General features: G+C 70.8%; 14 protein-coding genes. 6 read left to right on the top strand and 8 right to left on the bottom strand.

Annotated elements, in window-relative coordinates; translation table 11 throughout:
- The first annotated feature begins 186 nt into the window (after window positions 1–186).
- The 4 genes from rsmG to ACXAHD_RS18030 all read left to right on the top strand — a co-directional run bounded on the left by rsmG (window position 187) and on the right by ACXAHD_RS18030 (window position 4,944).
- Complete coding sequence (gene rsmG, locus ACXAHD_RS18045) at window positions 187–858, top strand: 16S rRNA (guanine(527)-N(7))-methyltransferase RsmG (RefSeq protein WP_475051839.1); 672 nt, start codon at window positions 187–189, stop codon at window positions 856–858.
- Window positions 859–1,097: 239 nt separating this feature from the next.
- Entirely contained in the window at window positions 1,098–2,273 is a 1,176-nt protein-coding gene (locus tag ACXAHD_RS18040; RefSeq protein ID WP_475051834.1) for a ParA family protein, read from the top strand.
- Between the two features lie 27 nt (window positions 2,274–2,300).
- Entirely contained in the window at window positions 2,301–3,350 is a 1,050-nt protein-coding gene (locus ACXAHD_RS18035; protein WP_281552347.1) for a ParB/RepB/Spo0J family partition protein, read from the top strand.
- Between the two features lie 664 nt (window positions 3,351–4,014).
- Window positions 4,015–4,944 carry a hypothetical protein gene (locus ACXAHD_RS18030; RefSeq protein WP_289211714.1) on the top strand — a complete coding sequence of 310 codons (930 nt, stop codon included), beginning with the start codon at window positions 4,015–4,017 and terminating at the stop codon, window positions 4,942–4,944.
- Here ACXAHD_RS18030 and ACXAHD_RS18025 read toward each other — a convergent pair whose 3' ends face one another.
- Window positions 4,945–5,958 carry a D-alanine--D-alanine ligase family protein gene (locus ACXAHD_RS18025; protein ID WP_281552345.1) on the bottom strand — a complete coding sequence of 338 codons (1,014 nt, stop codon included), beginning with the start codon at window positions 5,956–5,958 and terminating at the stop codon, window positions 4,945–4,947. It abuts the gene before it with no gap.
- A gap of 7 nt (window positions 5,959–5,965) precedes the next feature.
- Window positions 5,966–7,279: an aminotransferase-like domain-containing protein gene (locus ACXAHD_RS18020; RefSeq protein WP_281552344.1), complete on the bottom strand. Its 1,314-nt coding sequence runs from the start codon at window positions 7,277–7,279 to the stop codon at window positions 5,966–5,968.
- A 155-nt stretch (window positions 7,280–7,434) separates the two neighbouring features.
- On the opposite strand from ACXAHD_RS18020, the gene ACXAHD_RS18015 reads away from it, so the two are divergent.
- Window positions 7,435–8,649 (top strand): RNA-guided endonuclease InsQ/TnpB family protein, encoded by a 1,215-nt coding sequence (locus tag ACXAHD_RS18015; protein ID WP_475051829.1) that lies wholly within the window; start codon window positions 7,435–7,437, stop codon window positions 8,647–8,649.
- A 304-nt stretch (window positions 8,650–8,953) separates the two neighbouring features.
- Window positions 8,954–9,604 (top strand): GNAT family N-acetyltransferase, encoded by a 651-nt coding sequence (locus ACXAHD_RS18010; RefSeq protein ID WP_281552342.1) that lies wholly within the window; start codon window positions 8,954–8,956, stop codon window positions 9,602–9,604.
- A 10-nt stretch (window positions 9,605–9,614) separates the two neighbouring features.
- Here ACXAHD_RS18010 and ACXAHD_RS18005 read toward each other — a convergent pair whose 3' ends face one another.
- From ACXAHD_RS18005 to ACXAHD_RS17980, 6 genes are all read right to left on the bottom strand, one after another.
- Window positions 9,615–10,772, bottom strand: coding sequence for an N-acetylmuramoyl-L-alanine amidase (locus ACXAHD_RS18005; RefSeq protein ID WP_281552341.1), 1,158 nt, complete (start codon window positions 10,770–10,772; stop codon window positions 9,615–9,617).
- A 250-nt stretch (window positions 10,773–11,022) separates the two neighbouring features.
- A complete protein-coding gene (trxA, locus tag ACXAHD_RS18000; protein WP_123606654.1) occupies window positions 11,023–11,346 on the bottom strand; it encodes a thioredoxin in 324 nt (107 codons plus the stop codon).
- A 37-nt stretch (window positions 11,347–11,383) separates the two neighbouring features.
- Entirely contained in the window at window positions 11,384–12,340 is a 957-nt protein-coding gene (trxB, locus tag ACXAHD_RS17995; protein WP_281552340.1) for a thioredoxin-disulfide reductase, read from the bottom strand.
- A gap of 115 nt (window positions 12,341–12,455) precedes the next feature.
- On the bottom strand, window positions 12,456–13,403 hold the full coding sequence (locus ACXAHD_RS17990) for a hypothetical protein (RefSeq protein WP_281552339.1): 948 nt from the start codon (window positions 13,401–13,403) through the stop codon (window positions 12,456–12,458).
- Window positions 13,400–14,092, bottom strand: coding sequence for an RNA polymerase sigma factor SigM (sigM, locus tag ACXAHD_RS17985; protein WP_278172900.1), 693 nt, complete (start codon window positions 14,090–14,092; stop codon window positions 13,400–13,402). Before sigM ends, ACXAHD_RS17990 begins: the two co-directional genes overlap by 4 nt.
- On the bottom strand, window positions 14,089–15,582 hold the full coding sequence (locus ACXAHD_RS17980; RefSeq protein ID WP_289213665.1) for a protein kinase domain-containing protein: 1,494 nt from the start codon (window positions 15,580–15,582) through the stop codon (window positions 14,089–14,091). Before ACXAHD_RS17980 ends, sigM begins: the two co-directional genes overlap by 4 nt.
- Window positions 15,583–15,740 lie beyond the last annotated feature (158 nt).

The following is a 15,740-nucleotide window of genomic DNA, read 5'->3' as shown; positions in this document are numbered from 1 at the left end:
GGGGGGAAACGCAACTGGGAGCAGTGTTTTGTGTAGGGAAGGGGGAGAGAGAGGAGAGGTACGCACAAGAAAACCGAGGAGAACACCCCCCCCCCGAACGAACCCCCCCCCCCCCCGGTTCCGTCGGGAGCGGCCACGCCGGGGCCACCCCCCGATTCCGCCCGCGAGGTCTTCGGTGCCGAGCAGCTGCGGCTCGCGGTCCGGTACGCCGGCCTGCTGGCCTCGGAAGGACTGCTCCGTGGACTCATCGGGCCGCGCGAAGTGCCCCGGCTCTGGGAGCGGCACCTGCTGAACTGCGCCGTCGTCGGTGAACTCGTCCCGGACGGAGCGACGGTGCTGGACGTCGGCTCCGGGGCCGGTCTACCCGGGCTGGTCCTGGCCGTCGCGCGGCCGGACCTCACCGTCATCCTGGTCGAGCCGCTGGCCCGGCGCACCGCCTTTCTCGCCGAGGCGGTATCGCTCCTTGGTCTCACCGACCGGGTCGAGGTGCTGCGTGGCCGGGCCGAGGAACTCCGCCGGGATTTTCCCGACGGGGCGGCGCCGGTGGTCACCGCTCGAGCGGTGGCCCCACTCGACCGGTTGGCCGGCTGGTGTCTACCACTGGTCGAGCCCGGTGGGCGGCTGCTCGCCATGAAGGGCGACTCGGCCGGGGCGGAGATCACCGAACACCGGGCGGCGGTGATCAGGTCTGGTGGCGGTGATCCGGTGCTGCGTCGCTGCGGCGAACGATGGCTGGACCCGCCGACCACCGTGGTGGAGATTGAGCGGACCGGTCCGGTGCCCGGGGCGGGTGGCCGACGCCGCTCGGAGCGCGTCGACCGGGGACGGCCGCGGTCGACGCGGCGAACCCGGGGATGACCGCCGAACCCGCCCTGACGGCGGGGTGCAGCGACGTGCAGGCTGCGCACGTCGGACAGTCGGCCGTGGCCACACCGGCCCTGATCCCCGTAGGCTGACCGCGCGTCGATAGTCTGGACCGGGCGGCAACGCGTAGTTGCACGACTCCTGCCGCCCCGTGCCGGTCCGCACGCCACGCCCGAAGCGCGGTCGTGAGCGCTGGCGGTGCCGATCCATCCAACGCGGGCAGGGATGACACGGTGCATGACAACGGTAGTTTCGAGGATCCGCGGTCGACCGGCGAGCGCCACGATGTCGGCGACCCCACGATGGTTTCACGTGAAACGGCGTACCACCCGGGTTGGCCGGAGGGAGGGACGGCGCCGGTCAGTGGGGTGCCCCAGCCGCCCACGACGGGTGCCCCGGCCCGGTCCGGCGTGCCGCTCGTCGTGGACACGTCGGTGGGTACCGCACCCCCGTCGCCGGAGCAGCCGGCGCCCAAACCGACCGCCCCGGCCGTCGACGAGCCGTACGTTTCACGTGAAACACCGAATCGGGAAGAGGATGATCCCCCCTTGGCAATGGAGGCTTTGCGCGCCGTGCAGATTCTGAACCCAAGCGGCGAGGTGACCATGCCCCGGCCGGACCGGACCCGGGTAATGTGCGTGGCCAACCAGAAGGGGGGCGTCGGTAAGACGACCACCACGGTGAACCTCGCGGTAGCGCTGGCGCTGCACGGGAACCGGGTGATGGTCGTCGACCTTGACCCCCAGGGGAACGCCTCGACGGGACTCAACGTCCCGCACCACGCAGGCGTACCGGACGTCTACGACTGCCTGATCGACAACGTGCCGCTGACCGAGGTGGCGCAGCCGGTCGAGGGGATACCCGACCTCTGGTGCGTTCCCGCGACGATCGATCTGGCCGGGGCCGAGATCGAGCTGGTCTCCGTCGTGGCCCGGGAATCGCGGCTGTCGCGGGCCATCACGGCGTACCCGGTCGAGCTGGACTACGTGTTCATTGACTGCCCACCGTCGTTGGGTCTGCTGACGGTCAACGCGCTGGTCGCCGCACAGGAGGTGCTGATCCCGATCCAGTGCGAGTACTACGCGCTGGAAGGACTCAACCAGTTGATCAACAACATCAACCTGGTCCGGCAGCATCTCAACCCGACCCTGGACGTCTCCACCATCCTGCTCACCATGTACGACCGCCGGACCCGGCTGGCCGACGCCGTCGAGCAGGACGTGCGGAACCACTTCGGGGACAAGGTGCTCCAGTCGGTCATCCCCCGCAACGTCCGGGTTTCGGAGGCACCGAGCTACGGCCAGTCGGTGATGACCTACGATCCCGGATCGCGGGGTGCGACAAGCTACTTCGAGGCGGCCCAGGAAATCGCCGAGCGCGGTGTCGCTCGGCTCAGTCGCAATGTCTGACACGGTGGTTGGAGCGGGAGGCAGGGCATGAAGAACCGTCCGAAGGGCGGGCTCGGGCGCGGGCTCGGTGCCCTCATCCCCACCACCGCTCCGGTTCAGTCCGGTGTCACACTGCCGGAGACGGCCCCGGACCCGGTGACTCCGTCCCCGGCCACCGCGGCCGTCTCCGGCAGTGTCGGAACCGCTGCCGCCGTCGCGACCGAACCGGCTCTGGCGCCGCCCGCCGACCTGTCGCCGGTGCCCGGTGCCCGGTTCGCCGAGCTGCCGGTCGCCGCGATCGTTCCGAACCCGAAGCAGCCCCGCCAGGTCTTTGACGACGAGGCGCTCGAGGAGCTGAAGGTCTCGATCGAGCAGGTCGGGTTCCTGCAGCCGATCGTCGTACGCCAGCTGGACGACGGCGAGCAGTACGAGCTGGTGATGGGGGAACGCCGCTGGCGTGCCGCGCAGGCGATCGGCCGGGAGTCCATCCCCGCGATCGTTCGGGACACCAGGAACGACGCGATGCTCCGGGACGCGCTGCTGGAGAACATCCACCGGGCCAACCTCAACCCGCTTGAGGAGGCGGCCGCGTACCAGCAGTTGCTCGACGAGTTCGGGGCGACCCATGAAGAACTCGCCAAGCGCATCGGCCGGAGCCGGCCGCAGATCTCCAACACGATCCGGCTGTTGAATCTGCCGGCTCAGGTGCAGCGCAGGGTGGCCGCCGGCGTGCTGTCGGCCGGTCACGCCCGGGCGCTGCTGAGCCTCGACGATTCCGACGCCCAGGACGCCCTGGCGCTGCGCATCGTCGCCGAAGGGCTCTCGGTCCGGGCCACCGAGGAACTGGTGGCGCTCGCCGGGAGCGAGGACCCGGCGAAGCGTACGGCCAGTCCGCAGCGACGCCCGAAGGCCCACGCCCCGGCCCTCACCGATCTCGCCGATCGTCTGTCTGACCGATTCGACACCCGGGTCAAGGTCGACATCGGGCGAAGCAAGGGCAAGATCACGATCGAGTTCGCCACGGTCGACGACCTGGAGCGGATCGTCGGGATCATCGGTGTGGGGAACGGGGACGACGCCGCAGGCGCCGTCGACTGACTCCCTGCCGGTCGACCGGCAGGCGCTTGTCCAAGGGCTGGTGTTTCACGTGAAACACCAGCCCTTCTTGCCGGTGCTTCCTAGCCGCGTCGCTCGACGCCCCGGCCCTCGGCCGTTGCCGGCGATCAACCTCGGCGGCCACCCACCAGGAGTGCTGCGTCTCGCGGGCCGGCCGGGCGGAGGCGACCGCGGAGGTCGTTTCACGTGAATCCGGTGGGGCCCGGGAGTGGGCCGATGGCGATGTTCCACGTGAAACCAGAACACGAGCCCGACTCTGCGGCCGAGGCGACCCACAGCCATTCCGGCCGCCACCGCACGGCTCGCCGAGCCCGGTTACCGCATGGTCGTTGGATCGTTGAGAAGACCGGGCCACCGGAGGCGCCAAGACGCATTCGCCGCCGGACCGTACGGGTTCCGGGTGTCCCGGTGATCGATCCGGTACGGGTTCGCGCGTTGTCCACAGGCGTTTTCCACAGGACGCCTCGTTTCACGTGAAACAGCGGGTAGACCGGGCTGCCGCCCTGTGGATAACTCCTGTGGACAACTGGGGACGGCAGGCGGTGGCCGGCCGCTGACCAGAGACAGGTCGTCCCTCCGGATGAGTGTTCCGGGCCGGCCGAAACGGGGAACGACAGGCGGCGCAGACTCGGTTAGGGTCAGCGTCGTGCCAGACACCCCTGCCTCGGTTCCCGACTTCGCGCGATGGCCATCCTTTCCCTTCGAGGGCGACCTGCGGGTCAAGCGGCTCGACGATCCGGTTGCCGTCGAGCCGCCTCGCAAGGGTGAGGGCACGGCGGAGTGCTCGTCCTGCTCCGCCCCGGACGACGCGTACATCTGGGTCAGCGAACGCTGGCGGGTGCGCGCGATGGACCGCCCGACCGGACTACCGATGGTCCTCATCCTGGAGTCCCGGTCCCACTTCGACCTCGGCGACCTGCCGAACCTGCTCGCGGCCGAACTCGGCGTGATGACCGTCCGTCTCGAGCGGGCGATCCGGTCGCTCGACGGGGTGGCCCGGGTCCACGTGAACCGGTGGGGGGACGGCTCGGCGCACCTGCACCTGTGGTTCCTGGCCCGGCCGTACGGGCAGCTGCAGCTCCGTGGCACGTTCCTCTCACTGTGGGACAGCATCCTGCCGCCGATCTCGGAGTCACGCTGGCGGGAGAATTTGGCCCTGGTCGCTGCGTGGCTGGCGGAGTTCGGCGGTCGCCAGCTCGCTGAGCCGCCGCGGATTCAGTGGCGGGCACCGTCGAATCTCAGCGAGCAGGCGAGCCATCCGGTCAGCGTCGACGACTTCGGCGAGGTCGACGGTGCAGAGCCGGCGGTAGCCGAGCTCGTGGTGCCGATGGAGAGTATCGAGCCAGCTGCTGATCTCGGTGAGCTCGCCAGCGACGTCGCTACGACCCAGCAGGAAGATGCCGACCCGGCCGATCCGACCGGAACCGTCGATGCCGCCGCCCGCGCCGACACGGATGCCGGTACCGAGGTGAAGAATGACGACGACCCAAACCCGAAGGGCGATACTGATCAGGGCGGTCCTGAAGTCTTGGCTGCGGGCGATTCGGCGGCGGCGCCGACCGGCGGCACCCGGTGATCAGTTCGCCGGGTCGTACGGTCTCGCCGCAGCCCGGACCACCAGGGTGGCGAGCAGTTCGCCGAGGTCCAGCCCGCCGGCCTGGACTGCCAGTGGCAACAGCGAGGTCTCGGTCATTCCGGGTGAGACGTTGACCTCCAGGACGTGCGGCCGGCCATCGGCGTCGACGATCATGTCGACGCGGGAGAGGTCCCGGAGCCCAAGTGCCCGGTGAGCGGCGACGGCAGTCGCCGCCACCCGCTCGGCGGCCGGCTCGGCCAACCGGGCCGGCGCGTGCCAGGTCGTCAGTCCGGCGGTGTAGCGGGCAGCGTAGTCGTAGACACCGTTGCGCGGCACGATCTCGACTGCCGGTAGCGCCTCCGGGCTGTCGCCCCGGTCGACGACCGACACGGCGACGTCCATCCCGGTGACGTAGCGCTCCACCAGTGCCGTCGAGTCGTACGCGAAGCAGCCGACCATCGCCGCGGAGAGCTCTGCCACCTCGCGTACCACTGCCGCGCCCAGCCCGGAGCCGCCCTGCGCCGGCTTGACCATCAGCGGCAGGCCGAGCCGTTCGACGATCCGCTCCAGCACGGCGACCGCACCCAGCTCTGAGAACCGGTCGTGGGGCAGCGCGACCCAGTCCGGGGTCGGGATGCCTGCCTCGCGCAGCACCGCCTTGGCCGACGGCTTGTCCCAGGCCAGGCGGGCGGCGCGGGCGTCGCAGCCGATGTACGGCACGCCGCAGAGATCCAGTACGCCGCGCAGCGAGCCGTCCTCACCGGTCGCCCCGTGCAGCGCGATGACCACCGCGTCCGGCGGGTCGGAGCGCAGCGCTGGAATCAGCGAGACGTCGGCGTCGCGCATCTCAGCCTCGACGCCGACCGAGCGGAGCGCGTCCAGCACCCGGCGACCGGACTTCAGCGAGACGTCCCGCTCGTACGACAACCCGCCGGCGAGCACGAGCACGCGCAGATCCGGGGCGGCGGACGACGACGAGGATGCGGTTGCGGTGGGGTCCAGCGCTGGGCTCATGCCCGAATCATGCCAAGTCAGGTCCGGGCGCATCCGCGCCGGGGCGCTGGCGTCGGCCGGATCCGCCGGCGACCGGTCCGAAGACCTCACGCATCGCCGACTCCCGCTCCATCACGCCGGCCAGCCGCCGGACGCCTTCCCTGATTCGCTCCGGTGGGGGGTAGGAAAAGTTGAGCCGCATGTTGCCGGCCCCGGAGCCGTCAGCGTAGAAGCCGGTGCCGGGAACGTAGGCCACCCGGGCGGCGATGGCCCGGGGCACCATGGCTTTGGCGTCCAACCCGTCCGGCAGCGACGCCCAGACGAACAGGCCGCCGCTCGGTCGGGTCCAGGTCGTCCCGGCCGGCATCAGGTCGGTCAGCGCGGACAGCAGCGCGTCCCGCCGCTCCCGGTAGACCTCCCGGTACGTCTTGAGCTGCTCCCGCCACGGCATGGTGGCCAGGTAGGTGGCGACCGCGGCCTGGGCGTAGGCACTGGGGCAGAGGATCTGCGCCTCACTGGCGATGACCAGCTTCTCGCGTACCGCGTGCGGAGCGAGAATCCAACCGACCCGCAGCCCCGGCGCGAAGGTCTTGGAGAAGGTGCTCAGGTAGAAGACGCCGTGCCGGCGTCGGGCCCGCAGCGGCGCCGGCGCTTCGCCATCAAAGCTCAGCTGGCCGTACGGGTCGTCCTCGACGACCAGCAGGCCGGCGCGTTCGCAGATGTCGAGTACCCGGTCGCGGCGCTCGTCGGTCAGCGTCACGCCGGCCGGGTTCTGGAACGTCGGAATGGTGTAGAGGAACTTCGCCCGTCGGCCGGACCGGGCCACGTCGGTGATCGCCTGTTCCAGCGCCTCGGGGATCAGCCCGTCGGCGTCCATCGGCACGTGCACCACCTGGGCCTGCGCCGCCTGGAACACGCCGAGGGCGCCGACGTAGGTGGGGCCCTCGGCGAGGACCACGTCGCCCGGGTCCAGGAAGAGCCGGGCGACCAGATCGAGGGCCTGCTGCCCGCCGACGGTCACCACCACGTCCTCAGGGGAAGCCCCGGACGAGACGTCGATCCCGGACAGCGACATCACTTCGCAGATCCGTTCCCGCAGGTCGAGGGTGCCCTGGCCGATGCCGTACTGCAGGGTCGAGGTGCCGGTCTCGGCGGCGAGGCGACCGAGCATCTCGCCGACCGCGTCCAGCGGCAGCGCGGCGACGTACGGGGCTCCGCCGGCAAGCGACACCACCTCCGGCCGACTGGCGACGGCGAACAGCGCCCGGATCTCCGAGGCGGTCATCCCCCGGACCCGGCGGGCATAGCGGTCGGTGTAGTCGTCGAGCGTCGTGCCGGTCATCAGAGTCCTTCCTTGGATACTCCGGTGTTGCGGCCGGGGAGGAATTGGAACTCCTGCGGAGCAGGACAGGGAAAGCCGGTTCGCCGCCAAGGCGGATCGGCGTCCACCGCACACGCGACCCCACGGCTCACGACCGAATCGCTAGACTGTGGACTGTGTCCAGGACCGTGAAGCGGGCGTTCAGGTACCGCTTCCACCCCACCCCCGGGCAGGCCGCCGAGCTCGCCCGGACGTTCGGCTGTGTCCGGCTGGTGTACAACATGGCGCTGGCCGCCCGCAGCGAGGCGTGGACCCTGCGTCGGGAACGGGTCACCTACAACGCCACGTCGGCGATGCTCACCGGGTGGAAGAAGACCGACGAACTGGCGTTCCTCAACGACGTCTCCTGCGTCCCTCTGCAGCAGGCGCTGCGGCACCTGCAGACCGCGTTCACCAACTTCTGGGCCAAACGGGCCCGGTACCCGACGTTCAAGTCGAGGAAGCGGTCGCGGCGGTCGGCGGAGTACACCGCCAGCGCGTTCCGCTGGCGCGACGGCCGCCTCACCCTCGCCAGGATGTCCGAACCGTTGGACATCGTCTGGTCCCGACCGCTCCCGCAGGGCGCGGCGCCGTCGACGGTGACCGTGTCGCAGGACCCGGCGGGCCGCTGGTTCGTCTCCCTGCTCTGCGACGACCGGATCGAACCGGCCCCGGCCACCACCGCCGCCGTGGTGGGGGTCGACGCCGGCCTCGACAGCCTGTTCACCCTGTCCACCGGGGAGAAGATCCCCGACCCGGGACATGAACGCCGTGACCGGCGGCGGCTGGCCCGCGCCCAGCGGAACCTCGCACGCAAGGCCAGAGGCTCCGCGAACCGGGCCAAGGCCCGGCTGTCGGTGGCCCGGATTCATGCCCGGATCGCCGACCGCCGCCGCGACCACCTGCACAAGTTGACCACTCGGCTCGTTCGTGAAACCCAAACGATCGTGATCGAGGACCTGACCGTCCGCAACATGACGGCCAGTCACCGTCTGGCCCGCGCCATCTCGGACGCGGGCTGGCGGCAGTTCCGCAGCATGCTGGGGTACAGAACGGACTGGTACGGCCGGGATCTGGTGGTCGTGGACCGCTGGTTCCCGTCGACCCGACTGTGCTCCGCGTGTGGCGTACTGGCTGAACACCTGCCGTTGGCGGTCCGGTCGTGGACCTGCCGGTGCGGGCAGGCCCATGACCGGGATGTCAACGCGGCCCGGAACATTCTCGCGGAGGGGCTCTCCGTGATTGCCTGTGGAGGCGGTGTGAGACCTCACCGGGAGTCCTCCTCTCGGACGGGGCGGTCGTCGGTGAAGCGGGAACCCCCTGGGGCGACCCAGGGAATCCCCGTCCCTTAGTGCGGGGAGGAAGTCAAGACCTCACCCTCGAAACGCGTCGCACCGGTGGTGCCGGGTCGGGCCGCGACACGCACTGATCGTCTGATGGTAGTCCGGCGTGTCGCCGCCCGGCGTGGGCATTACCACACCGACCACATGTCGGACCAGCGAACCCGGATTGGCCTGGGAACACCTGCGGCGGGTGCCCGACCTCTCCCCTGACGCGAGGTTGCGGCGTACGATCGCTCGTTGGGGACAGGAGACGGCGCGTGGTGAAGCTCGGCGGGTTTCAACGCTTGACCGGTTCGGTGGTGGGGGATCGCCAATGTCGCGACGTCTGGTCAGTCTGACGCTGGACACGCTGGAGGAGCTGCCCAGATCCTGCCGGCGGTGTGTCTTCTGGGAGCTCGATCCGGTGGCGGCCGACCGCGCCCGGACCTCCGGCGACCCGGCGCTGGAAAAGGAGGCGTGGGTCTCCCAGACTCTCCTGGAGTGGGGTTCCTGCGGCAAGCTCGCCTACGTCGACGGCATGCCGGCCGGTTTCGTGATGTACGCGCCGCCGGCCTACCTACCGAGGTCGATGGCGTTCCCGACGTCCCCGGTCTCCGCCGATGCGGTACTGCTGACCACGGCGCACGTGGTGCAGCCGTTCGCCGGCGGTGGCCTCGGGCGAATGCTGGTGCAGGGCGTGGCCCGGGATCTCACCAAGCGGGGCATCAAGGCGATCGAGGCGTTCGGCGACGCCGCCGCCGATCCGGAGGAGACGGCCGGTCGGGGCTGTCTCGCCCCAGCCGACTTCTACCTGTCGGTCGGCTTCAAGACGGTCCGGCAGCACCCCCGGTTCCCCCGGCTACGGCTGGAGTTGCGGACCGCGTTGTCGTGGAAGTCGGACGTCGAGTACGCCCTGGAGAAGCTGCTCGGCTCGATGACTCCGGAGAGCCTGCTGCGCCCGGCCACCCGCGCGGTGACGAACTGACTGACGAGGTTCAGGCCTCCGCCGTCGCGTCGACCACCGCCCGCAGCGTGTGCACGTCGATCGACCCGGTCGGCACGTCCAGCTCCACCGGGTAGTACATCCGCTGCACGGCGGCGACCAGCGCCTCGGCCACCTGGTCACGGAACCCGGGCCGGATCAGCCGGGCCCGGTCGGCCGAGCAGGTCAGATAACCGACGTCCACCCGTACCGCCGGCATCCTGGTCAGCCGTAGCAATTCCCAGCTCTTCGCGTGGATGCGGCAGTCGCGCAGGCCGGTACGCACCGCGATCTCCCGCTGCACCAGCCCGGCCAGCCGCTCGCCGACCGTCGAGGTGACCCCGTTGCCGGTGCCGTAGTGGTAGGTGGCCACCCCGTCGGCGGCCGGGTTGGCGTGCCCGTCGACGTGCAGGGAGATGAACAGGTCCGCGCCGATGTCGTTGGCCAGCTGGGTGCGTGCCGGGTCGTTGAGCACCGTGGCGGTGGCCGGACCACGGGTGAGATGCACCCGCATCCCGGCTGCCGCCAGCCGCCCCTCCAACCGGGCGGCGAGGTCGTACGCCAGCTCCGCCTCGGACCAGCGCCGGCCGCTGTCGGTGACCACCACGCCGGGATCGGGCCCCCCGTGCCCAGGGTCGATGACGATCGTCTTGCCCACCAGGTTGGGGCCGGACTCGCGGAACGCATCCGCTTCCCGCAGCCACTGCGGGCGCCCGCCGACCACCTTGCGGCCCAGCCGACGCATCGCATGCATGGTGTACGGCCCGCAGCTGCCGTCGGCGGTCAGTCCCACCTCCCGCTGGAACTGGGTGACCGAACGGGCGGTGCGCCCGCCGTACACGCCGTCGGCGCGGCCCACGTCGTAGCCCATCTCCAGCAGTCGTTCCTGCAGCGCCCGGACGTCCTCGCCGACCAGCGGCTGAGGTATCGAGTGGTAGAGCGCCCGGTCACCGAGTCGCCAGCGGGCGGCGTCCAGCGCCCGCCAGGTCTCCGCACCCACTCGGCCGTCGATGCTCAGGCCGCGGAGTTGCTGGAAGGCTCGTACGGCGTGCTCGGTGCGGGCGTCGAAAACGTCGGCCCCCGGGGTTGGCTCGAGCAGCTCCAGGTTGACCAGGATGGAGCGGATCTCGGCCACGGCGGGACCTTGGTCGTCACGGCGGATCGGGCGCACGGGACGTAAACCTCCCCCCCTGCAGGCGCGGACGATCCGGAGCGTAACCCGACCGGCAGGTGCCCGTACCCGGGTTGCGGCGAAGCGGACCGTACGGGGAGCGCCCGGTGTCCGGACGATCAGCCAGGGAACCGACCATCCAGCAGCCCTGTAACGGCGCCGCCAGCAGCCTGAAAACGGACCGGCCGGTCCCACCTTGTCGGGTGGGCCGGCCGGTCCGCCGTGCCGCACGGGGCAGCCCCGCTGAGGTTCAGAAGGCCGACTCGATCAGCTTGACCAGGTCGCCCTTGGGCCGGGCGCCGGCCACCGACTGCACCGGCTCACCGGCCTTGAACACGGTGAGCGTGGGAACCGACATCACCCGGTACCGGCGGGCGATCTCCGGGTTCTCGTCGATGTTCAGTTTGACGATCGACACCTTGTCCCCCATCTCGGTGGCGATCTCCTCGAGCAGCGGTGCGACCTTGCGGCACGGCTGGCACCACTCGGCCCAGAAGTCCACCAGTACCGGCTTGTCGGACATGAGTACGTCGGTGGCGAAGCTGGCCTCGGTGACCGCTCGGGTAGCTCCCACGGGAAATCCTCCTCCTCGACCGCCGGTGCGCCGGCGGTCAGACCTCTTCGAGTGTGGCGAGGTAACGCTCGGCGTCGAGCGCCGCCGCGCAACCGCTGCCGGCAGCGGTGATCGCCTGCTGGTAGGTGTGGTCGACCAGGTCACCGGCGGCGAACACGCCCGGCACGCTGGTCCGGGTGCTCGGCGAGTCGACCAGCACGTAGCCGTTCTCGTCGAGCTCCACCTGGCTGCGGAACATTTCGCTCCGCGGGTCGTGACCGATCGCGACGAAGACCCCGGTGACGTCGAGGGTCCGGGACTCGCCGGTGTGCGTGTTGCGCAGCCGGATTCCGGAGACCTTACCGTCGGCGCCGAGAATCTCCTCGACGACACTGTTCCACTCGACCCGGATCTTGTCGTTGCCGAGCGCGCGGGCCGCCATGATCTGGCTGGCCCGGAACTCGTCGCGGCGGTGCACGATGGTCACCGATTCGGCGAACCGGGTGAGGAAGGTGGCCTCCTCCATCGCCGAGTCGCCACCGCCGACCACCACGACGTGCTGCCCCCGGAAGAAGAAGCCGTCACAGGTCGCGCAGGAGGACACCCCATGGCCGAGGAACTCCTGCTCACCGGGGACGTTCAAGGGACGCCACGCGGAGCCGGTGGCCAGGATGACCGCCTTGGCCCGGTAGCCGGTTTCGCCCACGTACACCGTGCTGGCCTCGGTGGTGCCCGGGGTGCCCGTGTCGACCAACTCGACCCGCGTCACGTCGTCGGTGACGAACTCGGCACCGAAGCGCTCGGCCTGCTTACGGATCGAGTCCATCAGCTCCGGACCCATGATGCCGTCGGGGAATCCCGGGAAGTTCTCCACCTCGGTAGTGGTCATCAGCGCCCCGCCGGACTGCACCCCCTCGATGACGAGTGGGCGCAGGTTGGCGCGTGCGGCGTACACCGCAGCGGTGTAACCGGCCGGTCCCGAGCCGATGATGATCAGGTTGCGGACCTCGTCCACTGCCGACTCCCAAAGTCTGATTTCTGCGCAACGGTGACCGTTGACGACAACGCCACGGAGCCGGGGGGTAATCCCGCTCCGCTACCGCGTGTCCCACGTCACGCGGCCGGCAGGGTCACCCTACCTGTGCCGAGTACCTGGTGTCCGCGCCGGCCGCAGGCGTACCGCAGCCGGTGCCGCTCACCCAGATCCAGCTGGCACCGAAGCTGTCACTGAACGAGAGGACCAGCGCCGGTTCACCCTCGAACGCCGCGAAGTCCACCAGGTCGACGCCGAGGACGCCGTTGCCGTGCTCGGCGGTCACCGCGGCCACGCAGTCGGCCAACGCGGCCGGGCCGGCCAGTCTGGCCAGCGCCGTCGAGGAAGGCGACTCCTGCAGTACGGTGTCCTCGCCGGTTCCCGGTTGCCCCCCGTCGCCGCCCGTCCGTCCCACGGCCTCGAACATCGGCACGATGGTCGCCCGCTGGTAGTCGGTGCCGCTGGCCAGTAGCCGTGGTGCGGAGGCGTCCATCATCGTGCCCGGCTGGCCCTCCTGCCGGGTCTCGGCGCTCTGGCTTTCGGCGCTGCCTGCATCGTCCGACGGGCTGCCCGCCGCGGTGCTCGCGTCGTCGGCGGACCCGGCACCGAGCAGTTGGCCGACCCCGAGGCCGGCGAACGCCACGGCTGCCGCCGCGACGGTGATCGGAGCGGCGTACCGCTGCCAGCGGCGGCGACGATCCCGCCGCGCCCGGGCCGCCGCAAGCGGCACCGATGCCGCGACGGTGGCCGGCTCCGGGCTGATCGCCGGCTCCGGGGCCGGCTGCGGTAGCGGCTCGGCGGCCAGGGCGGCGTGCACCCGGTCGGCGACGTCGGGTGGGATCGGCTCGACGACGCTGCCCCACTCGGCGAGCATCGTCTGCACCAGCTGGGTGGCCTCGACCAGCTCGTCGTGGGCCGCCCGCCAGGACGGCCGCTCCGCGATCAGTCGGGCCACGGCGACCTCGTCCGGGGTGCCGTCGAGCGCCCCACCGACATAGTCGGCGAGCAGCTCTCGATCGACCTCCTGGAACCGGTCGGCAGTCACCGTTCCTCCTTGCCACCGTCGCCACGTGCGGACCCTGATGGGACGTCGTCGAGCCGCTGCGGGTTCCGTGGGGTGAGCGACGACACCTGGGCGCGTGGTGGTGCCACCTGCGCATTCGCCCGCTGTGGTCGCAGATGCCCGAGAAGACCGGCCAGCCGGGCCCGTCCCCGGGCGCAGCGGCTCTTCACCGTGCCCTCGGCGACGCCGAGCATCACCGCCGCGTCGGCGACCGGGTAGCCCTGCACGTCGACCAGGATCAGCGCGGCCCGCTGTTCCGCCGGCAGCTCGGCCAGTGCCTGGCGGACGACCAGCGCGGTGTCGTGATCGACCGGGGGTGCCGCCGGCTCGGTGCCGCGTACGCCGTCGTCGTCCCGGCCACCGTCGGGTAGCGGCACGGTGGGGTGGGACTTGCGGCGGCGCACGCGGTCCAGGCACGCGTTGACCACGATGCGGTGCAGCCAGGTGGTGACCGCCGCGTCGCCCCGGAACCGGGCAGCCGCGCGGTGCGCCGACAGCAGCGCGTCCTGCAGCGCGTCGGCGGCCTCCTCCCGGTCGCTGAGCGTACGCAGGGCAACCGCCCAGAGCCGGTCCTGGTGCCGCCGTACCAACTCGGCGAACGCCTCCGGGTCGCCGTCGACGTGTGCCCGGAGCAGTTCCTCGTCGCCGAGGTCGGCCCGGCGTCCGGTCATGGCCCCTCGACCGTGATCTCCTGAACGCCGATCTGGTACTTGTCGTTGCCGATCGGAGGCAGTTTGGTGATCCATACCAGGAGGTACTGGTAGGTCTCGTCGGGCGAGAACCCGCTGAAGGTGAGGGTTGCGCCGTCGGCGTTCTCGAATCGGGCACCGATCCGGTCGGTGAACGTCTCGAGGATCTCGTCGTCGCCTTCCCGGGTCGCTCCCGGATCGTTCGGACCGGCCAGCAGCTCGGCGGTGGCACCGGATGCGGACAGCTCGACCTTCACGCTGGTCACCGCCCGTGGCTCCTGCAGGTCGATCAGCACCCCCATGCCCCGCTTCAGGTTGCCGAAGTTGGGGTTGCGCTCGTAGGCGTCGGTCTCCCAGCCGGTGCTGGTGTCGCCGTCGACGGCGGCCTGCGCCCCGTCGAGCTCGTCACGGGCACCGTCGGCGTCGACGATACGGACCTGGTCGCCGGCGAGGGCGATCGGCTGTGGCTGGGCCGGGGCACTGGTCTCGGTGGGGCCCGGGGTCGAGGTCACCTGGGTCTGCGGCAGTGTCGACTGACCGTCCTCGCCGTCACCGTCGTTGCCGAGCGCACTGATCCCGAAATACAGCCCGATCACCGCGATGACCAGCAGGCCGGCGACACCGGCGGCGATCTTGCGGCGGGCCGCCAGTGGGGTGCCGGTCGGTTCGTCGTCGTCGGCCGCCGAGAACCGTAGCGGCCCGACGCTGTCGAGGTAGTGCTCCTCGGTGCTGGCGTCGAGCCGACCCAGCTCGGCGGCGAGTACCTCGGAGGTGGGCAGCGCGAGCCGTGGGTCGAGCAGGTCCATGGTCAGGTCGTCGAGGTACGCCGGCACACCGGAGCGCACCTGGCGGGGAGCGGCGACTGCCCCGGTCGCGTCCCGGACCGCGTCCGGCAGCGCGGTGCTGCCTGCCTCGTGCTGCGGCCAGTGGCCGGTCATCGCGAAGTAGAGCACTCCGCCGATCGCCCGGATGTCGGTTTCGTAGGTGTCGGAGCTGTCGGCCCTGGCGTCGGCCAGCACCACCCGGCCGTCGTGGCCGATCATCACCGTGCCGGGGTGGATGTTGCCGTGCACCATGCCGGTGGCGTGCACCGCCGCGATGGCGGAGGCGACCGAGTGGGCGATCATGGTGGCCCGGGCCGCGTCCAACGGACCGGCGGCGGCGATCACCTCGCGCAGGGAATCGCCCTCCACCCACTCGCGGACCACGTAGGCCCGCTGCCCCTCGTCGATGGCATCGTAGACGCCGACCAGGTTGGAGTGGATGACCCGACTGGCCCGGACCGCGGCCTGCAGCATCTCCATGGCGGAATCGCCACCGGGGTAGCGCAGCACCACCGCGACCGGACGGCGCAGCACCACGTCGACCCCACGCCAGACCTGCCGACCCGCACTGTCGTTGTTGACGTGCTGAGCCAGCTGGTATCGCTCGGCGAGGATCTCGCCGGCGGAGGGCGCATCGAAGGCCATCATCGGCGGACTGGCCTCGTCCGCCTCCTGGCCTTCGCCGACCTGGGTCACCCGTCCTCCCTGTGGATCGTCTCGGTCGAACCCTGGTGCTGGTCGTCCGGTGTTATCTGCCGGTTGTCCGATTGTCCTGCTGGTCGCACCTGCCGTGCTGGTCGTCGTGC

The organism is Micromonospora sp. ABR4_055 (genome assembly GCF_056160425.1).
This window is presented reverse-complemented; position numbering and strand designations above follow the sequence as displayed.

Excerpts from the sequence above, each read along its gene's own strand:
- ACXAHD_RS18035 (WP_281552347.1), top strand. The coding sequence starts at position 2,301 with ATGAAGAACCGTCCGAAGGGCGGGCTCGGGCGCGGGCTCGGTGCCCTC.
- ACXAHD_RS18010 (WP_281552342.1), top strand. The coding sequence starts at position 8,954 with ATGTCGCGACGTCTGGTCAGTCTGACGCTGGACACGCTGGAGGAGCTG.
- sigM (WP_278172900.1), bottom strand. The coding sequence starts at position 14,092 with ATGACCGGACGCCGGGCCGACCTCGGCGACGAGGAACTGCTCCGGGCA.
- ACXAHD_RS17980 (WP_289213665.1), bottom strand. The coding sequence starts at position 15,582 with ATGATGGCCTTCGATGCGCCCTCCGCCGGCGAGATCCTCGCCGAGCGA.
- ACXAHD_RS18020 (WP_281552344.1), bottom strand. The coding sequence starts at position 7,279 with ATGACCGGCACGACGCTCGACGACTACACCGACCGCTATGCCCGCCGG.
- ACXAHD_RS18025 (WP_281552345.1), bottom strand. The coding sequence starts at position 5,958 with ATGAGCCCAGCGCTGGACCCCACCGCAACCGCATCCTCGTCGTCGTCC.